The organism is Halomonas sp. BL6, from assembly GCF_006228115.1.
GTDB lineage: Bacteria > Pseudomonadota > Gammaproteobacteria > Pseudomonadales > Halomonadaceae > Vreelandella > Vreelandella piezotolerans.
Genome location: NZ_VDGL01000007.1, coordinates 174,322 through 191,984 on the forward strand (window position 1 = coordinate 174,322; position 17,663 = coordinate 191,984).

The window sequence follows — 17,663 nt, forward strand, 5'->3', positions numbered from 1 at the left end:
GAACAGCAACGAAAACGGCGCACCCAATGGGTGCGCCGTTGGTGCGCCGTTGCGCATATTGAAACGCCTGAATGGCTAAGCCATACGCGTCATGATGCTGTGGTGGGTCAGTTTGCGGTGCAAAACCGCCATCGCTACATGGCCTACCACCAGGGCGAATAGCGCCCACCCCAGCTCGCCGTGTAACAAACCGCCTAAGTCAGTCATCCATTCGATGCGCTCACCGCCGCCCGACATGAGAGACAGCCCAAATACATCCAGCGCACGACCCGAGCCGTACTGGCGAATAAGCGCAATCGCTGGCACCACGATCATCAATCCATAAAGCGCCACGTGTCCAAGCTTCGCCATTACGCTCACCGCGGGCGGACGCCGTGACGCATTCATCACTGCCCAAACAGCGCGAATCACAACGAGCGCCATCAACACGACGCCCACTTGGCTATGGCCCCCCCACAGAAAGCCCTCAATTGCCGTATCTTCCAGCCATACCCTGGCAGCGGCACTGCTAAACTGCCACACGAACAGCAGCGCCATTCCCCAGTGCAATGCCCGACTCACCAACCCGTAACGCGAAGAGCTGTCCATCACTGCTAGCGCCATCTATTGTTCCTCTTAACAAACGTTGAACCATGGCACTATCTTACCCAGCACAGCTCACCAGATCATGACAACAGCATGGAAATTGGTTGCAAAAAAAGGAACACGACGTTGCCTTAGAGCGACACGGGAACGCGATTCAACCCAGCTAAAAAAGCCTCTTTGGCTTGGGCGAACGCCACGGGATCGTGTTTGAAGCGGCGCATAATCAGCGCCTCATCCAGGGCTAACGTAGGCGATAGCGTCTCAATGCTGTTAGCAGGATGGCGAGTCGACAGCCCGATATGCTGGCCATTTTCCGCTTCTAACCAGCGTTTGAAGCCGCACTGTTGAAAGAACGTTTTAGCTTTTTCATCCTGCGTATCGATGCGCAGCGGAGCCTTCAGACTGAGCTCGCTCAGCAAACGAGCTTTTGCACCTTTTGCAAACTCGCAGGCGTGAGTCACGGTCATGCCCTCGCCCGCTTCATCCAGCACCAATAGCGCCAGCGCTAAAGGGTGTCCTTCGCCATCAACCCCTGCCAACAACCGCGCGCCTTCTTGGGCAAACAGTACATTTTTGGTGCCGGTAAAGATCACCAACGGCGTCAAGCCTGCCTGCTGGCCATACACCTCGGCGCATAGCTTGGCCAAACACGCATCGCGCGGCTCACTCTGACTTACATGGACTACCTTCATGACGCTCTCTCGTTACGTTCGTTCACCCCGCCATGTTTCGTAGCGACAAGCGCTGACGGGTTATGAAAGCCCGCCAGCGTAGAGCAAAGCACGAGGAGACACCAGCCTGTTGTCGATGGAACCCTCTTGATCTAGGGGAGTCGCATTGAAGGCAAGGCGTTTTTTATTGCCAAGGAGAGCATATGACCCAGTTCATCAACGACCCGACCCTGCCAAAGCCGGATTTTCCTGGCAGCCACATGGTAGTTGACGACCACTACATGTTTATTTCTGGCCTCACGGTGGCCGATCTTTCTAACGGAGAGGCGGCGCGGGGCGATATCAAAGAGGAGGCTCGCCTAGTTCTGCGTGAACTCGCCCGCATGCTCGAACAAGAGGGTGGCAGCCTTGATGACGTAGTGCGCGCTGACGTGCACTTAGCGGATCTTAAGCAAATCAGCGCGTTTGACAGCATCTATGCGGATTTTTTCGAACCTGGTCGCTATCCAGCGCGGACCTGCACCGAATCCCCGCATATCTGCGGTGGCAGTTTGGTAGAAATCACGTTGATGGCCAAACGCCCCAACTAATATTCAGCACCACATTTTCATGTTTCCAACGCACAAAAAGCCAATTAAATGGCTTTTTGTGCGTCTACTTCTCAAGGGTGGTGTTACAGGCCCGCCAGCATGCCCGTTGGATAGTTAAGCGTCAGCATATGCGCCATTCCCATCAAGAAGAGCGTTACGCCTGCCGCTAACCCAACAGCAGCCACTGGCTTCATACGCGCGACGACCAATAAGAACCCAAGACAAAAGATCGCTGCAGCAAATAGAAAACCGAGCACCATCACGCCCCCAATCAACGCAAAGAAACCCGCGACCCAAAGCAGCTGTTGGCTCAGCGTTTGAGTTTGCCACTTCATTGGCTTAATGACCGTTCTCACGATCTCCAACACACAGGCCGCCACAATGATGGCGATCGCCAGTCGGGGCATAATGCCTCCCAGCATGGAAAGATCAGCGAACGTCGACCACATGTAGGCGGCACCGGCTAGTAGACTAGCCAGCAGCACCACGTCGATGGCGCCCAGCGACAGCGGCTCTGCTGACTCTAGAGGCGTATGCGGTGTGGTCGCCTTTCGTTGATGCTGGGCATGCAGGTAGCTGCGTAATGGGGGAATCACCAACGAGGCGGCAATCAGCGCGCCGATGATCAACACACCGGGCCGCATGAAGGCGTCAGCCCCCTGGAACTGGGCAGCCTGATAAAAGTACGCTTCGGCACCGGGCGCAAGCACGAAGCCAATCAGGAAGGCCGGGCGTGACCAGTTGGCCTGCTTGAACAGCACGCCAAACGCACCGATGACACCAAGTGCGAACAGGTCCCCCAGCGAGCGCGTGGCTTGATACGCTGCAAAGAGAATCAAGATAGTGATCAAGGGCGCTAAAATCACGAACGGCACCCGTGTCAGGCTGGCCACCGGACGCGCCAGTCCCAAGCAGAGCGCAGCGCCGAGGATGTTCGCCAGGGCCAACGACCAGATGATGGTGTACGTCAGGTCCAAATTGGTTTCCAGCATGCTCACACCGGGCTGCAGACCGAGTAGCAGCAAGCCGCCCAGGAACACCGCCGCCGTCCCCGAACCGGGAATACCAAACAGCAGAGTGGGCACCATCGCTCCACAGGCACAGGCGTTATTCGCCGATTCCGGCGCAATCACACCGCGAATGTCGCCTTTACCGAACTGTGTTTTATCCTTGGCGCTCTGCACCGCGTGGCCGTAGGTGAGCCAATCGACCACCGAGCCCGCCAAGCCGGGAATCGTGCCCATCAAACTGCCAATACCCGCACAGCGAGCGACGAGTCCAGGGCGTTTGGCGACGTCCCTGACGCCCTCTTTCCACCCCTTGCCCAGCTGGCACGGCTGCTCGGCAATCGCGCCGCGCTTCACCAGCAGATCAATGATTTCGGGCAGTGCGAAAATACCCAACCCCACGACGACGAGCGGCAGACCGTCGTAGAGGTAGTCGATCTCGAACGGCAAGCGGAACTCCCCCGTGGCGGGGGCCATGCCGATGGTGCCCACCAGCAACCCCACTCCGCAGGCCGCAATGCCCTTGAAGACATCCTTGCCAGACAGCACCGCGACCATCGAGAGCCCCAGCAGCGTCAACATGAACAGCTCAGAGGAGGAGAACGACAGCACGACCGGCCGAGCAATCAGGATAAAGGCCGTCAACACCACCGCGCCCAGCAGGCCACCAATCATCGACGAAAGAAACGCGCTGGAGAGCGCCCGCGCCGCCTGCCCTTTTTTAGCCAGGGCAAAGCCGTCCACCACGGTGGCCTGCGACGCGCTAGAGCCTGGTATGCCAAGCAGTACAGAGGCAAAGGTGTCGCCCGTGGGAATGACCGCCACCAGGCCCATGAGCATACCAAGAGCCACAGACGGCTCCATGCCATAGAGGAACGGCAATAGCAGCGACATTCCGGCAATGCCACCAAGCCCGGGAATGATGCCCACGATTAACCCAATCAGGACACCCACCACCATGTACAGCATATGGGGAACAGTAAACAACTGTCCCAAACTGGAGAATAAGACATCGAACATTGTCGTGGCTCTTGTGTTATTGAGTGTGAAGGAGCCGAAAGGCACTGCTTCGGCAGTGCCTTTGATGAACCAGCGTGTTAAATCCGGGCACCGTGCTGTTCGAGCAGCCACTCGACGAGCCACTGGCGCGTGTCGTCATCCAGCGACATGGCATCTTGCAAGTGCTGCTCGACGACCTCGCCGACCACCGGCGTATAGGGGCCTAGCTGAGCCATGGCGGCTTCTTTGAACGTTTCGGTGTCCACGAAGCGGCGCGCCGCGTCGCGATACTCTTGGATGAGCGCCTCAGGGGCGTCCTTGGGCAGTAGAATCAGCTTTTGCAGCGTGAATCCTGAAGCGAAGAACTTGCGATACGCCTCGGCGGCAGGGCCGTTTGGGGCTTCCCCATGCAGGTTTTCATACACCTCGTTGAAGGTCGGCAAATCAGGGAAGGCTGGATCACGAACGACCTGGCCACTGTCGTCGAGCACCCCAAGGGAAAACAGCGGAACCGCTCTTCCGCTCTCGACCAGCGGCGCTACGCTACTGAAATACGCCGAGGTGGTTTGAAAATCGATATCGGCTTCACCGCGCTCGAACGCTAGCCGCCCTTCGCCACGGCTGCGCATGCCCGACACGGCCTGCACGTCGACCCCTAACAAGTCCAGCGCAATCAAGACGGGCAGCTCCAATCCGGTATGGCTCTGCACGGCAAATTTGACGCGCTGCTCGGTTACGGCCTGGAGCACATCCTCGGCGGTATCACCGAGGTTAGGCTGGGCATACACTACGCCACCGGTGGGTGTGGCCAGAATCGGCGTCCAGTCGTCGTAGTCATAGCGCACACGGCGATCTTGCAGCATGGCCGGATACTGGGTGGACGCCGAGGTGCCTATCCATTGGCTGCCATCCGAATCGGCCCGCATCGCGAACAAGTTGCTACCATTGATAGAGCCGCCGCCGGGCACGTTATCAATCACCAGTGTCGGGTTGCCTTGAATATGGTCGCTCATCCAGGTGGTGAAAAAACGCGCCCATACGTCGGTTCCTCCGCCTACACCAAAGGGAATGGTCCAGTGGATGGTGTCAGGCACGTTCACATTGTCCGCTTGAGCACTCACACTGATAGCGCCAAGCGTGGAACAAGCAACGACCAGTAGCGCTTTCTTGAATGTCTTTAGCGGAGTGTTTTTCAGGGTGGTCATGGCGATACTCCTGTTATTGATTATTGTCGGTTCATTATAAAGGTCAGGTTATTCAATCAATGGTTTCGGTGGCGTAATGCCCCACTTCCTGGGGAGGGGTTGCGTAAAAAATTTGCCCGCTCATAATTTTGCGAGCCGTTCGAATGAGTGACACCCGCGCTAGGTCAAACGCATTCTGCTGGCGATACTCTGCCGTTAACTCAATAGCACCAGAAGGATGCTCCAATATTATGTGTGAGAGCAGTTGCCCAGCGGAAAGCTTCTCAGTGCCCAGAGCCATATGATGGGCCACCGAGCCGGGCACGTTAATCGCGGCCACCACCGCCATCGCCCCTGTCACGGCAATCGCCTTATGACAGCGGTGCGGTACGAAGTAGCGCACGTTCAGCGTATGCGAGGCTGCTTGTGCCGCTGAAATCAGCACCACCTTGGGCAGTACGCTCTGGCTCACATCCCCCATGCCCATCCGACGCCCTGCTTCACGGCGCAAGTGCTCTAAGCGACTTAATAAAGCAGCATTATTGTCCAGCTCCCCAGGTGACTCGTAGCCGGTCAATCCCACCGACTCAGCGCGCAGCAGCATAATGGGGGTCGCCGCATCAATACAGCTCACCTCCACCCCATCGATCTCATCGCAGGCGTTACCGGTGGGCAAAAGCTGGCCCGTTTTACTGCCCATGATGTCTAAAAAGCTGAGCTGGATACCCGCCGCACTGCCAGGAACGCCGCTGATAGTTACGCTGCCTTCGTACTGCACCTGCTTGCCCGGAGTGGGCACATGGCACTCGATCAGCCGCTGAGTGTTCAGGTTATGCACCCTCACCACGGTGGTACCGTCCTGGGGTTCCACCAGCCCGGTTTCGATAGCATAAGGCCCCACCGCAGAGAGCATGTTGCCGCAGTTCGGGTTGAAGTCGACACGCTTGTTGACTACGTCTACTTGAGCAAATAGATAGTCGACGTCGGCATCCGGGTGCGATGAGCGCTCCACAATGGCGACTTTGCTGGTGAGCGGGTCACCGCCCCCAATCCCATCGATCTGTAGCGCATGGCCGGAGCCCATCAAGCTAAGCAGAATATCGGCCTGCTGGGCCTGATCACTGGGCAGGTCTTTCATGCGAATAAAGGGACCTCGTGAGGTGCCGCCCCGCATAATGACACAAGGAATGCTGTTCATATCGCTCCGCCATAGTTCGCGATGACTGTATGAACGGAGCATGTCAGCCAATATTTAATGTCTCAAATGCAAATATAGATTGCTATAAATCCATTTTTTGCATTAATGTGTATTGGTTATCAAACCACCGCTTTAGCGCAAGAATCCCATGCTTCACAGACTCGAATTTCTTGACCTTCAGGCCTTCATTTTGGTCGCGGAATTGGGCACCTTTCATGAGGCGGCTCAGCGCCTGCATTTGTCGCAGCCTGCGCTGACGCGGCGTATCCAAAAACTCGAAGAACTCCTTGAAGTTGAACTACTTGAGCGAACCACACGGCGGACTCGGCTAACGCCCATTGGGGCCGATTTTCTCCCGCGCGCTAGGCGAATGTTAGAAGAGTATGAGTCGTCGATTTTAGGCATTCGTGAGCTCGTCACGCACCAAAAAGGCACGGTGACGATTGCCTGCCTGCCCACGGCGGCCTTCTACTTTTTGCCTAGTGTCATTCGCGTGTTTAGCGAGGCGTGGCCGGGCATTCGCATCCGGATTTTGGATGTCAGCGCCAACGAGGGGTTGGAAAAAGTCATTAATGGCGAGGCGGATTTCGGTATCAATATGATCAGCGCGCAAAGCTCGGAGGTGCGCTTTACGCCGCTGCTACGAGATCCGTTTGTACTGGCACTGCGCTCGGACCATCCGCTGGCCAGCAAAAAGCAGATTGAGTGGAGCGATTTAGAGGATGTGCGGCTCATCACCGTGAGCCGCGATAGTGGCAACCGCACGCTGCTGGATAACGCGCTGTCAGCAGAGGGCATCCACCTCAACAGCTTTTACGAGGTGCAGCACCTCTCTACTTCCTTGGGGCTGGTGGAATCAGGCCTTGGCGTGGCGATTTTGCCGCGCATGACCATGCCCGGCCCCGATCACGACACGCTCTGTTCTCGCGATTTACCCGAGCCACGCATTCAGCGCTCGATTGGCTTGGTGCGCAGCAACTCACACAGCTTATCCAGCACCGCGCAGCTCTTCATTGATCTTCTGTTAGAGCACTGGGGCAAAGAGGCTATTTAGCAGTGCTTGTTAGTAGTACTTGGCGATGCAATGAGTGCCAGGATCGCGTCGATATCCAAGTGCGCTTCCAACGTATCGGCCAAGCGCTCCAGGGCCTGTTCGCGATGGGCGCTATAATCGACGCGGCCTGCCTGGGCTAGACCAAGCATGGTCAGCAGCGCTTGGCAGGCTTCAGGATGATCGAATAAGCCGTGTAGGTAAGTGCCCATTACTTGGCCGTCTTCGCTGATGGCCCCATCCAAGTGGGTGCCTAGATCGAAGAGCGGGCTACTCAAAGCCGGACCTTCGCTCACACCATTATGAATCTCATACCCCTCGACCGTTGCTTCTTCGCCCATTAGCACGCCGCTCACGTTGTGAAGCTGCTTACCCGCCACCATGCGTGTCGTCAGCGGTAACAGACCCAACCCGGCGACTTTCCCGGGCGTGCCTTCTAGCCCGTCGGGGTCATCGACGCACTCCCCCAACATTTGAAAACCGCCGCAAATGCCCAGTACTTTGCCGCCATACCGCAGGTGACGAGTCATCGCGGCGTCCCAACCTTGGCGCTTTAACCAGGCTAAGTCGCTGGCGGTGCTTTTACTGCCGGGAAGAATGATCACATCAGCGGGGGGGATGGGCTGATCAGGGCCGATAAAGCTAAGCGATACCTGCGGATGCAGGCGAAGCGGATCGAAATCGGTGTGGTTACTGATACGCGGCAGCGCGGGTACGATCACCTCAAGCGTTTGGCTCGCTTTTTCAGCCTGCACGGTGCCAATGCTGTCTTCGGCATCCAGCAGCAGCCCTTGCAGATACGGCAACGTACCCATCACTGGCTTTTGGGTACGTGCTTCCAACCAGTCAAGCCCCGGCTCCAGCAGCGCAATATCACCGCGAAAACGGTTGATAATGAAGCCTTTGGTGCGAGCCTGCTCACTCTCACTCAACAGCGCCAGCGTGCCGACTAGCTGGGCAAACACGCCGCCACGGTCGATATCGCCCACTAGCAGCACCGGGCAGTCGGCGGCCTCGGCAAACCCCATGTTGGCTATATCGCCTTGGCGCAGGTTGATTTCCGCCGGGCTGCCGGCCCCTTCAGCAATGATCACATCAAAGCGGCTTTCCAGCGCCTGCCAGGCCGCCATCACGCTCTCTTTCGCGGTGCGTTTATAGGCATGGTAATCCAGCGCATCCATATGCCCATGTACCTTGCCGCGCAAAATTACCTGAGCGCCGCGGTCGGTTTCCGGCTTGAGCAGTACCGGGTTCATATCGCTATGGGGAAGGACACCCGCCGCTTGGGCCTGCAGTGCGGTGGAACGGCCTATCTCGCCGCCATCGCTGGTCACCGCGCTATTCAGCGCCATGTTTTGCGGCTTGAATGGGGCGACGGAAAAGCCGCACCGTTTAAGAACGCGGCAAAGCCCTGCCACCACGGTACTTTTGCCTGCATCCGAGGTGGTACCTTGAATCATTAAGGTGGTCATTGAGCGCCTATTACCACGCGTAGGAGTAGTTCACCATGGCCGCTGAATCGCTGGGCGCGTTCGCATCGTGGCCCGGCTCGCGGGTGTGCAGCAGGTTGAACTGCCACTGGCTGCGCTCGCTGGCGGCAAACCCATAGCCCAGTTCGATATCGAGCTGGCGGCCTGACGGTTCCAGTGAGGCGCTGCGCGTTTCACGCACCACGCTGCCATCCAAGCGACGTCCCACGGGCACATCGAAACTGGCCGTGGCGCTGTCGATGCGCAGCGGCTGGCGCAGCGTCAACGCCCAACGGTCGGCGCGCTCGCCTTCTCCCTGCCACTGTAGCCCCAGCGCCATTTGCTGAGCGCGCATGCCATCCACGCGAGTTAGCAGGCCAGTACCTGAGGCACTGCCCTCCCCCTGTTCGAATTCGGCAAAACCGCGAAAGCCATCCCTTTGGGCCTGCAGACTAATGCCCGCAAAGCGCATGCGGTTATCATCGCCCAAACCCAATGCACCGTTGCCATTAGCGCCCAGCAGGCCCTGCTGCTCGCTCAGTTGGCCGACATAGCTGTCGATACGCAGCCCTGGGGCAATTTGCCATGCCAAACCGACGTCGGAACGCTGCGCTTGATAGTCGCTGGCCGCATCGTTAGCCATATCGCCCACCCAATGGGAGGCCGTCATACTCAACCGTTCACCTATCTCATAGCGGGTTTCTACACCGTCCACCCGCTCGAAGGCTTGGGTCAACGCCGACCCCGTTTGAAACGAGATCATTGGCATCACGTCAAGTTCAGCGTAGTTGCCCATGGGGCTAGGCTGGTTTCCAGAGAAACGAAAGGCGCTGAGCCGGGCGTTACCAAAGGTGCCATCGAAACGGCTGGACAGCAGCTCACCGTAGGCCGTACTGCGGGTCGCGAAACGATAGTTGCCTTCGATCGCCGTCTGAGTGGTGGCGTGCGATGAGGAAGCACTTGCCATCTGTTGCATCTGATCGCGAAGCTGCGAAGCCCGCACGGTGCGGGAATGGGCATTGCGCCCTAAATCGATGACGTAATCTCGGCCCAACGCGTCGAAGGCCACCACATTCTCCAGCACACCAGACGCTGCGACCGCATCGCCATAAGCGTCTGAAAGCTGTAGATACGAGACATCGGCTAGCGCACCGCCATCGGCTACTCGCTGACTCTGGCTGACGATCAGATCGCCTTCCGGGGCCAGCGCTGCATCGATATCAGCAACACCTTGGCCCAAATAGAAAGCGCCACAGTTCAACGTGCCGCTCGTGCCACAGGTGTTCTGCTGGAACAGCGCGCTCTCCTGGCTGGCTGTGTCGAGTAGCCGCTGGCTGGCCTGCTGTGCCGTGAGGTGCGGCCACTGGCCTATGATTCCTGCGGCATATTCCGAAATCCGTGCGGCGGAAATCGAGGTGCCTTGGGCCCCTACATCGCGGTTTGCGAAGTCGGTGCCAATCGAGCGCGCCTGCAGCTGCGCATCGTCACCGGGATAGCTGCTCGATGGATGAATATCACCATCGGTCGTCGTGCCAACGGCGATTAGCATCATTTCGTACAGCCCAGGCTGGCTGGCATAGATCGGCGTGCCTTGCGTATCGATAGCGCTGCCCGTATTGCCAGCACTCACCACGTAGATCGCGCCTTTGCCGTCGTTGGCATCCACCACGCGCTGATATGACGTCGCCGAGGTCACTCCATTGAAGGTAAGACGAGGGTCGCTGGCTTCCAAACGGCGGGAAAAACTGGCGTTGATGACCCTCGCTCCCCGGTTAGCAGCTTCCCCAATGGCATAATCCAGGGCGTTGTTCAGCGTCGCGCCCTGGCTATCTTCTATTTTCAGAAGGTCCAGACGCGCATTGCCCAAAGTGCCGCCCGTGATGGTAGATGTCACGGCGTTGCCGTGCCACTCATCCACACCGCTGACGTCAGCCGTGCCGGTGTAGACGTCCAAACGGTCGATCACCCGCTCGCTGTTGGTGATGGTCGCGACATCGAACGCGCTATCCGTCACCGCCACCCTCACCAATCCCGGCTCGAGCGGTTCGGGGGTCTGGCTGGCCCCCACACCAGGGGAGGAGCCGCTAGGGGTGTACACGCCCTGGCTGCTATCTCCCCCGCCGCCACTGGACCCGCATCCTGATAATGACAGAGTGCCCAGCGCTATCCCTACCGCTAGGAAGAGCGGGCGCCGTTCAAACATCTCGGCTGCCCTGCGTATCGGTATGGCGTTGCATAGAGTGACTCGCTTGCACTAAAGGCGTTAGAAAACATAAGAAAGGCAACGGCATTAAATACTGAGAAAAGCCCTTATCGCAAGTCGTATAACGCTCATTTCATAGGCCGTGAGTTTCTGCCCAGAGGGCGATACGCTGAGCAGCGGTGGTATTGACGACGATATCTAAATGCGACACTCCCGCAATGAACTCAAACTCTGACTGCGGGGCGTGGGGGTGAATGGTAGGCTCGAATTGCTTAGCGTAAAACGCCTCGTCTCTATCACCAACTAGTACCAGAATGGGCGCGCGAATATTGGCAAGGTCGGCCTTGTAGTCCGCCGTTCCAAAGCTCTCCATCATGCGGTAGGTGTAGCGCAGGGTTTCCGACCCGGTGCGGTAGGCCAGCGGCAGGTTGAAGTGCAGTACCGGCCAGTGATTGAAACGAGTCACGTTCATTTGATTCAGCAACGCCAGCGGCAGAATGCGCCATAGATTCGGCTTTGCCCATCCCGCTTTTTTGCGCACGGTGGCCGCGTTGTAAGCTAAAAACGGGGCCAATAGCACGACCCCGGCTAAATGGCTTGCTTGCTTGCCCGCTGCAAAGCGCAGCGCTAACCCTCCGCCCGAAGAGTGCCCACCAATCACCACACGCTCATGGGGCGCATGCTCACGCTTAGCATGCTCGATCAGGTCGGCTACGTCGTCCTCTAATTGACCGATATAGTCCACATCGCCACGTTTGGCTGGGTTTGGTCCATGGCCACGTAAATCCGGCGTGATGACATCGAACCCGGCCGATGTCGCTAGGTACTCTGCCATGGGCGCCAAGTAATGGCTGCTGGCCGATGAGCCATGTAACAGTACCAACAGCGATGACGGCGCAGCCTGCTGAGTAGCGCGGTGGCTGGCATGGTTGTGGCTGGCATAGTGGTGGCAAGCATAGTAACGGTAACTCAATGTGCCACCATCTCGCGTGGTATAGCTTTGTAATGACGGAATATCGGCCTCAGCCGGCAAGACATTCACCAGCACATCGAAACGTAAGCCGGTAGTGGGCTGGGCATGTGGCATGGCAGGGTCTCCTGTTAGGCCGTGGTGGCGTCATCGGACGAAAAGCGCTCCAAGCGAAAGCGCAAGTGGAACGGGCTAAGCAACCCCGGCATAGGGGTTTCGCTGCTCAGCTTTCCTGGAGGATGCAGCTCCCAGCGCGCCCGCCGCAGAAGCGCAGCGAGCAAGCGGCTAGTCACCAGCAGTACGATATGTCGACCGGGGCAGATGCCAGGCCCGCCACTGAATGGCACCAGCGGCCAGCGCCTCTCGCCGTCCGGGCGAAGCCACATCTCAGGCGTAAACCGATGAGCCGCATGCAAATAGCGTTCATCACGATGAAAATAAGGCGTATGAATCAGTACAGAGGTATGAGCAGGCATCTCCCCAGGCGTCCACTGCGTGGATTGCGTCGACTGTCTCAAAATAAGTGGTGTGGTGGGCCACAAGCGCAGCGCCTCCAACACACTTGCCTTGAGGCAATCCATGTCAGGTGGCGGCGTGTCGTTTACGTCATCCAACGCTCTGGCCGCAAACTCTGGGTGCGCGCACAGCAGCGCCAACGCTCGAAACGCCGCCATGCCAGCGGGGTCAAAGGCAAACAACCACTGCGGCACTTGCTGAAGCGGTGCTTGGTCGCTGTCGGTCTCTTCGGTCGAATGGTGAAACAGCATCGCCATCAGGCTGTGGGGCTCGGCTTGCTGATAGTAAAACGCCAAATGCTGCTCGAACCGCTGCTGCAAGCGTTTGCGTTTGGGGTGCATGAAGCCCCAATTGGCGGCCTTACGAAGCCGCACTAATTCGCGAGTGACGGTGCGGTCATCTCGGGCGCTATCGCCGAGCACCACACGCCGTACGATACGCTCCCACGCCCGTTGAAAGGTCGGCCAGTCCAGCTCATCGAAGCGTGTGTTCGTGCGCGCCACCAATGCGTCGGCCTCTTCCTCCACCACCTGGGTAAATGCATCGGCAAAAAGGTGATGCGGGCAGCCACTCTGTAACACCCGCTCGTTCAGTTGGCGGCGCGTTTGGCGTGCTTCCCCGTGGGACACCAGCGCCATGTCAGGCTCGAAGTGACCGAGTGCGCTGCGCTTCAGCGCTTCGTCAGTCGCGAAAGGCTCCGGAGTGTGCTCCAGCACATGGTTGGCATCAGCGGGATCGAGCACCACTGCCATCTTTTTGCCCGGCACTTTCAGCATGAGTGGGCCACGGCCATACTTCTTGCTGAGCGCTTGCAACTGCCGAATGCCTTTCGCATCCAGGCCGAAACGCTCCACCATCCCAACGACGTTTGGACGACGACGAATGACCCCCTTTGCCACGTTGGGGGCCATGACTTGACTGATAATGGCGATGGTTTCCCTGAGCGTTGCAATCGGCAACCCATCAGGGGTGGATCTCCTATCCATTCCTGCTCCTTGAGTGATGCGGCTACCGTGACAGTCTAGAGCCACCTCGACCACACGCAAGGCATTCACCTATCCCCTCGCGCAACGAGCACTTAAATCAAGCCAAACATTAACTAAGTTAGCGTTATGGGCTATGCCATCAAGGCAATGCCCGCAGACAGCCTGGCCATTTTCCGCTAGGGTAGCGGCTCCCACCACCCAACGATTGCGCCCGATATGCAAGAGATACTCGACGAGATTGCCGCCGAGCTGGCCCTGGAAACCGAACGCGGCACCGTAGCCGATTACATTCCCCAGCTGGCCCATGTGGACCCCAGCCAGTTTGCGATCAGCTTGGCCACGGTCGAAGGCCAGCGTTTCTCGGCGGGCTGCGCGACGACGCCCTTCTCGATTCAGAGCATTTCGAAAGTGTTCACCCTGACCATTGCGCTAGGCAAATGGGGCGATGGGCTTTGGACTAAAGTGGGTCGCGAGCCTTCCGGCGACCCATTCAACTCCATCGTTCAGCTCGAGCATGAGAGCGGTAAACCGCGTAACCCGTTCATCAACGCCGGGGCCATTGCGGTAGTGGATGCCATCATGATGGGCCACGCGCCCAAAGAGACGCTGGCGGAGATATTGAGCTTCGTGCGCTATATCGCCGACGACAACAGCATCTGTTTCGATCATCAGGTCGCCGCGTCGGAAATGGAGCACAAAGATCGCAATGCGTCGCTGGCCCACTTCATGAAGGCCTTTGGGCGGCTGCGACACGATGTCGATAAAGTGCTCGGCACCTACTTTCACCAGTGCGCCATCGCCATGAGCTGCGACCAGCTAGCCCACGCTGGACTCTTCCTGGCCTCCGACGGGGTCAACCGGCCCAGCAATTTGCGGGTGGTGTCGCCCCAGCGTGCGAGGCGGATCAATTCGCTGATGATGATGTGCGGCCACTACGACGCCTCGGGGGAGTTTGCTTTCCGCGTAGGCTTACCGGGCAAGAGCGGCGTGGGCGGCGGCATTCTGGCCATTGCCCCAGGGCGTGGATCGCTGGCGGTGTGGTCGCCGGGGCTGGATCGCTTCGGTAACAGTCTGCTAGGCGCACGGGCGCTGGAGATGTTCGTACAACGCACCGGCTGGTCCGTGTTTGGCCACTAGATTTTAGCCACCAGGCGTGGGTTAGCTCTGAACGCTCTCTTGCGGCTCTAGCTGCCGAGCCGCTTCCCAGGCCTGCACGTTGCGTTTTACCTCCAGCCCCCAGCGGTAGCCACCCAGCGCGCCGCTTTGCTGAATCACCCGGTGGCAGGGAATCCACAGCGCCACCGGATTCGCGCCCACCGCATTCCCCACCGCCCGAGATGCTGTTGGCGCGCCTAGCGCCTGGGCAATGTGCGAATAGCTGGCGAGCCGTCCGTCGGGAATCATCAGCAGCGCGCGCCATACGTTGAGTTGGAAATTGGTGCCGCGTACGTGTAGCGACAGCGCCCCCGGCGCAGCCGTTTTCCCTGGCTCGAACAGCGCATCGACGGCATAGCGGGTCGCCTCTGGCTGGTGGCGCACCGTGCTGCACGGCCACTCGGCGGCGAGCTGAGCCAGCATCTCTGCCTCGGACGTGGCGGCTAGAAACCCCATTCGGCAAATACCCCTTGGCGTCGCTGCCACCAACGCCTCGCCAAACGGCGTGGGGTGAATGCCATAAACGATCTCCACACCCTCCCCTTGGCGCTTGAACTCGCCGGGTGTCACCGCTTCGAGCGTCACAAAATGGTCGTACAGCCGCGAGCCCCCACTCAGGCCCAGCGCATGAGCGGTGTCGCTAAGACTCTGGGCCGAAGCAATGAGCTGCTTTCCCCGCGCCAGCGTCAGCGCCTGCAAAAAGCGCTTGGGACTAACGCCTGCATAGCGGCAAAACAGCCGCTGAAAATGGAACGCGCTCAAATGCACCTGCGCCGCCACCGTCTCCAAACTCGGCTGCTGGGTGGCGTTGGCCACCATAAAGGCCATGGCTTTTTCTATTCGGGCATAGTCGTTCATCGCGTCGGTCTCTCAGGCATCGTTGCGAACCACCTATCGTGACCCAAGCATAACCGGCGAGCACGCCCAACCCCACCCGAATCTTGCGCACGTCACATATCAATTTTGTGCAATACCCAGATCGCGCCCCGCTTGCACACTATCACCTCCCTTCTGGAGGATCATCATGAGCACATCGCTACTGCTACCCATGTCGGCCTTTGCCCTGGCGGCGTCCATTTCACCGGGGCCGGTCAATATCGTTTGCTTGAGCAGCGGTACCCACTACCCCCTTCATAAAGGGCTCATCTTCGTGACCGGAGCGACGCTTGGGTTCCTTGCGCTGTTTCTGGGCATTGGCGTGGGGCTCTATTCGCTGCTGCATGTCACGCCCTGGCTAGAGGAGGCGCTACGGTGGGCCGGTATCGTGTTCTTACTCTACCTCAGCGTACGTTTATGTCAGCACGATGGACGAGTGAGCGAGCACGACCCCCACAAAGCCCCCGGCTTTATCACCGGCGCGGCCATGCAGTGGCTCAACCCCAAAGCGTGGCTAGCCTCGGCGGCAGGCATTGGCGCGTATACCAACGGCAACGATCCTTACTTGATTGGCCTATTCGCCGCGCTTTATCTACCGATCTGCTGGCTGTCGCTGGCCAGCTGGGTGTACGCGGGGGCGTTTCTCAAACGTTACCTGCAACGGCCTATCGTGCTCCTGACGATCAACCGCTGCTTGGCGGTCGGCTTGGCAGGGAGCGCGCTATTTCTACTTCTTGAATGACGGCGCACGGTATTGGTGGGGCGTCGCTGCGACCAGCCGCTTGAAGGTTCGCTGAAAATGAGGCTGATCGTTGAACCCTGCCGTGAGCGCCGCCTCGACGATGGGCTGACCCTGCCTCAGCACCGCCTGCCCTAACTGAATACGCTGATCGATCAAATAGGCATGGGGCGTCAGGCCGTAGTGCTGCTTGAACGCGCGAATCAAATGCCCCGTGCTGTACCCCGTTTGCTGGGATAACTCTTCCAGCGAAATATCGCGGGCGCAGTGCGTGCGCAAATAGTCTGCCACTTGGGCCAGCAGTTCAGGCGTCGGCGCGGGTGCCAGAGGTGGCTCCTCCGCCAGTTCGCTCATCAGCGTAGTGAGATAGGCGGTGACTGCCTGCCGCTTGCGCTCGATCGAGACGTGCTCATCCAACAAACCGCCGGCCATCTCGCAAAACGAGTGGAAGAGACTCGGCCGGCGGATGACCGCAGTCGCAATGTCTTGCCACTCTGGCGCAGGTAGTAGGCCAAGCCCATAGCGCAACTCGCTCATCCAGCGAGCATCCACATACAGCATGAGGTACGCCCAAGGCTGGTTGGCGATGGGGTTACAGGCATGCACCCAGTGAGGGTTCATCATGACCATGTCACCGGCGCGAATCTGATGTGAGGCATCGCGATATCGAAACGTACTGACCCCGGCGGTCACGGCCCCCAGCGACCAATGCGCATGGCTGTGAGGGGCATAACATACCTGCCGCGCATCCTGAATCTTGCGCAGTTCGACGTGGGGCATACGCTCGTCACGCCAGAAAATAGGCTGTGCTTTATTCATGTTCACCTATCCGTTCACCCTCGTATTGACCAATGCGCCGACACGCTACACATGGCGATAAATCACCAGAAGACGATGACCCAACCGTTGCCCTAATAGCTCCGCTTGCTGGGGGCTCACCGCGCCCGTTCTGGGGTTAATCGCCGTGAGAGAAAAGCGTGAAAACCCTTGCATAAAGGAGTAGTCGAGTTGGTTCACGCTGGCCACACTTCCACAGCATGGAAGCGTTTGCGGCATTAGCCCAAACCCGCGCACTAAATCGTAATCTTGATCCATCAGAAGATGCCACTGGGGAAGGGTCAGCTCCTGCCCACACAGGTGACAACGAACGTACTCGAAATTACTGCCGCAGTCATGAAACTGCACGTATTCAGACACGGCGGCGTCAAGCGATTCGGCTTCCGGCATCCATTGCCATAACGTCTCCTTAGCACGGGATACCTGCTCCTCCGCGGGCAGGTAATGCGGGTCTGCTGGAATAAAAACGATGTGGTGATCGCTCATAGGGTTCGATCCATGACACATGAAGACGCATACTCACTACTTTCCAGAACCACTATGGCACTTTTGAGCGGAGCTCTCTATAAAAGTACCGCCATGCCCTAACGCTGCCCGCCGCATGGTCTACGCTGGACAATACCCTTT

The 17,663-nt window shown here is 58.5% G+C and carries 16 protein-coding genes; 4 read left to right on the top strand and 12 right to left on the bottom strand.

The features are described from left to right. Positions 1 to 75 precede the first annotated feature (75 nt). A complete protein-coding gene (locus tag FHJ80_RS15140) occupies positions 76 to 603 on the bottom strand; it encodes a cytochrome b (RefSeq protein WP_139528157.1) in 528 nt (175 codons plus the stop codon). A 113-nt stretch (positions 604 to 716) separates the two neighbouring features. Then, positions 717 to 1,277 (bottom strand): hypothetical protein, encoded by a 561-nt coding sequence (locus FHJ80_RS15145; protein WP_139528158.1) that lies wholly within the window; start codon positions 1,275 to 1,277, stop codon positions 717 to 719. Positions 1,278 to 1,459: 182 nt separating this feature from the next. Here FHJ80_RS15145 and FHJ80_RS15150 point away from each other — a divergent pair, with 182 nt between their 5' ends. After that, entirely contained in the window at positions 1,460 to 1,846 is a 387-nt protein-coding gene (locus tag FHJ80_RS15150) for a RidA family protein (RefSeq protein ID WP_139528159.1), read from the top strand. A gap of 83 nt (positions 1,847 to 1,929) precedes the next feature. On the opposite strand, the gene FHJ80_RS15155 is transcribed toward FHJ80_RS15150, so the two are convergent. The 3 genes from FHJ80_RS15155 to FHJ80_RS15165 all read right to left on the bottom strand — a co-directional run bounded on the left by FHJ80_RS15155 (position 1,930) and on the right by FHJ80_RS15165 (position 6,234). After that, entirely contained in the window at positions 1,930 to 3,873 is a 1,944-nt protein-coding gene (locus FHJ80_RS15155) for a tripartite tricarboxylate transporter permease (RefSeq protein ID WP_139528160.1), read from the bottom strand. Between the two features lie 77 nt (positions 3,874 to 3,950). Beyond that, a complete protein-coding gene (locus tag FHJ80_RS15160) occupies positions 3,951 to 5,057 on the bottom strand; it encodes a tripartite tricarboxylate transporter substrate binding protein (protein WP_239297233.1) in 1,107 nt (368 codons plus the stop codon). Between the two features lie 52 nt (positions 5,058 to 5,109). Beyond that, entirely contained in the window at positions 5,110 to 6,234 is a 1,125-nt protein-coding gene (locus tag FHJ80_RS15165) for a 4-oxalomesaconate tautomerase (RefSeq protein ID WP_139528161.1), read from the bottom strand. Between the two features lie 148 nt (positions 6,235 to 6,382). On the opposite strand from FHJ80_RS15165, the gene FHJ80_RS15170 reads away from it, so the two are divergent. Next, complete coding sequence (locus FHJ80_RS15170; RefSeq protein WP_139528162.1) at positions 6,383 to 7,288, top strand: LysR family transcriptional regulator; 906 nt, start codon at positions 6,383 to 6,385, stop codon at positions 7,286 to 7,288. Here FHJ80_RS15170 and FHJ80_RS15175 read toward each other — a convergent pair. The 4 genes from FHJ80_RS15175 to FHJ80_RS15190 all read right to left on the bottom strand — a co-directional run bounded on the left by FHJ80_RS15175 (position 7,285) and on the right by FHJ80_RS15190 (position 13,429). Beyond that, entirely contained in the window at positions 7,285 to 8,757 is a 1,473-nt protein-coding gene (locus FHJ80_RS15175) for a cobyric acid synthase (RefSeq protein ID WP_139528163.1), read from the bottom strand. The genes FHJ80_RS15170 and FHJ80_RS15175 overlap by 4 nt on opposite strands. 10 nt (positions 8,758 to 8,767) lie before the next feature. Beyond that, entirely contained in the window at positions 8,768 to 10,957 is a 2,190-nt protein-coding gene (locus FHJ80_RS15180; protein WP_139528164.1) for a S8 family serine peptidase, read from the bottom strand. A gap of 133 nt (positions 10,958 to 11,090) precedes the next feature. Then, positions 11,091 to 12,044 (bottom strand): alpha/beta hydrolase, encoded by a 954-nt coding sequence (locus FHJ80_RS15185; RefSeq protein WP_139528165.1) that lies wholly within the window; start codon positions 12,042 to 12,044, stop codon positions 11,091 to 11,093. A 14-nt stretch (positions 12,045 to 12,058) separates the two neighbouring features. After that, the gene (locus FHJ80_RS15190; RefSeq protein WP_139528166.1) at positions 12,059 to 13,429 is read right to left on the bottom strand and encodes a cytochrome P450; all 1,371 of its coding nucleotides are present in this window, start codon (positions 13,427 to 13,429) and stop codon (positions 12,059 to 12,061) included. A 216-nt stretch (positions 13,430 to 13,645) separates the two neighbouring features. Here FHJ80_RS15190 and FHJ80_RS15195 point away from each other — a divergent pair, with 216 nt between their 5' ends. After that, on the top strand, positions 13,646 to 14,566 hold the full coding sequence (locus FHJ80_RS15195; RefSeq protein WP_139528167.1) for a glutaminase: 921 nt from the start codon (positions 13,646 to 13,648) through the stop codon (positions 14,564 to 14,566). A gap of 21 nt (positions 14,567 to 14,587) precedes the next feature. Here the strand turns inward: FHJ80_RS15195 and FHJ80_RS15200 are convergent, their stop codons facing one another. Beyond that, positions 14,588 to 15,442 carry a bifunctional transcriptional activator/DNA repair enzyme AdaA gene (locus FHJ80_RS15200; RefSeq protein WP_139528168.1) on the bottom strand — a complete coding sequence of 285 codons (855 nt, stop codon included), beginning with the start codon at positions 15,440 to 15,442 and terminating at the stop codon, positions 14,588 to 14,590. A gap of 166 nt (positions 15,443 to 15,608) precedes the next feature. On the opposite strand from FHJ80_RS15200, the gene FHJ80_RS15205 reads away from it, so the two are divergent. Further along, the gene (locus FHJ80_RS15205; RefSeq protein WP_139528169.1) at positions 15,609 to 16,202 is read left to right on the top strand and encodes a LysE family translocator; all 594 of its coding nucleotides are present in this window, start codon (positions 15,609 to 15,611) and stop codon (positions 16,200 to 16,202) included. Here the strand turns inward: FHJ80_RS15205 and FHJ80_RS15210 are convergent. After that, on the bottom strand, positions 16,188 to 17,018 hold the full coding sequence (locus FHJ80_RS15210) for an AraC family transcriptional regulator (RefSeq protein ID WP_218013987.1): 831 nt from the start codon (positions 17,016 to 17,018) through the stop codon (positions 16,188 to 16,190). The two genes, FHJ80_RS15205 and FHJ80_RS15210, sit on opposite strands and share 15 nt — an antisense overlap. A 45-nt stretch (positions 17,019 to 17,063) precedes the next feature. Continuing rightward, positions 17,064 to 17,522: a hypothetical protein gene (locus FHJ80_RS15215; RefSeq protein WP_139528170.1), complete on the bottom strand. Its 459-nt coding sequence runs from the start codon at positions 17,520 to 17,522 to the stop codon at positions 17,064 to 17,066. Positions 17,523 to 17,663: the final 141 nt, after the last annotated feature.

Excerpts from the sequence above, each read along its gene's own strand:
- FHJ80_RS15140 (WP_139528157.1), bottom strand. The coding sequence starts at position 603 with ATGGCGCTAGCAGTGATGGACAGCTCTTCGCGTTACGGGTTGGTGAGT.
- FHJ80_RS15145 (WP_139528158.1), bottom strand. The coding sequence starts at position 1,277 with ATGAAGGTAGTCCATGTAAGTCAGAGTGAGCCGCGCGATGCGTGTTTG.
- FHJ80_RS15150 (WP_139528159.1), top strand. The coding sequence starts at position 1,460 with ATGACCCAGTTCATCAACGACCCGACCCTGCCAAAGCCGGATTTTCCT.
- FHJ80_RS15155 (WP_139528160.1), bottom strand. The coding sequence starts at position 3,873 with ATGTTCGATGTCTTATTCTCCAGTTTGGGACAGTTGTTTACTGTTCCC.
- FHJ80_RS15160 (WP_239297233.1), bottom strand. The coding sequence starts at position 5,057 with ATGACCACCCTGAAAAACACTCCGCTAAAGACATTCAAGAAAGCGCTA.
- FHJ80_RS15165 (WP_139528161.1), bottom strand. The coding sequence starts at position 6,234 with ATGAACAGCATTCCTTGTGTCATTATGCGGGGCGGCACCTCACGAGGT.
- FHJ80_RS15170 (WP_139528162.1), top strand. The coding sequence starts at position 6,383 with ATGCTTCACAGACTCGAATTTCTTGACCTTCAGGCCTTCATTTTGGTC.
- FHJ80_RS15175 (WP_139528163.1), bottom strand. The coding sequence starts at position 8,757 with ATGACCACCTTAATGATTCAAGGTACCACCTCGGATGCAGGCAAAAGT.
- FHJ80_RS15180 (WP_139528164.1), bottom strand. The coding sequence starts at position 10,957 with ATGTTTGAACGGCGCCCGCTCTTCCTAGCGGTAGGGATAGCGCTGGGC.
- FHJ80_RS15185 (WP_139528165.1), bottom strand. The coding sequence starts at position 12,044 with ATGCCACATGCCCAGCCCACTACCGGCTTACGTTTCGATGTGCTGGTG.
- FHJ80_RS15190 (WP_139528166.1), bottom strand. The coding sequence starts at position 13,429 with ATGGATAGGAGATCCACCCCTGATGGGTTGCCGATTGCAACGCTCAGG.
- FHJ80_RS15195 (WP_139528167.1), top strand. The coding sequence starts at position 13,646 with ATGCAAGAGATACTCGACGAGATTGCCGCCGAGCTGGCCCTGGAAACC.
- FHJ80_RS15200 (WP_139528168.1), bottom strand. The coding sequence starts at position 15,442 with ATGAACGACTATGCCCGAATAGAAAAAGCCATGGCCTTTATGGTGGCC.
- FHJ80_RS15205 (WP_139528169.1), top strand. The coding sequence starts at position 15,609 with ATGAGCACATCGCTACTGCTACCCATGTCGGCCTTTGCCCTGGCGGCG.
- FHJ80_RS15210 (WP_218013987.1), bottom strand. The coding sequence starts at position 17,018 with ATGAATAAAGCACAGCCTATTTTCTGGCGTGACGAGCGTATGCCCCAC.
- FHJ80_RS15215 (WP_139528170.1), bottom strand. The coding sequence starts at position 17,522 with ATGAGCGATCACCACATCGTTTTTATTCCAGCAGACCCGCATTACCTG.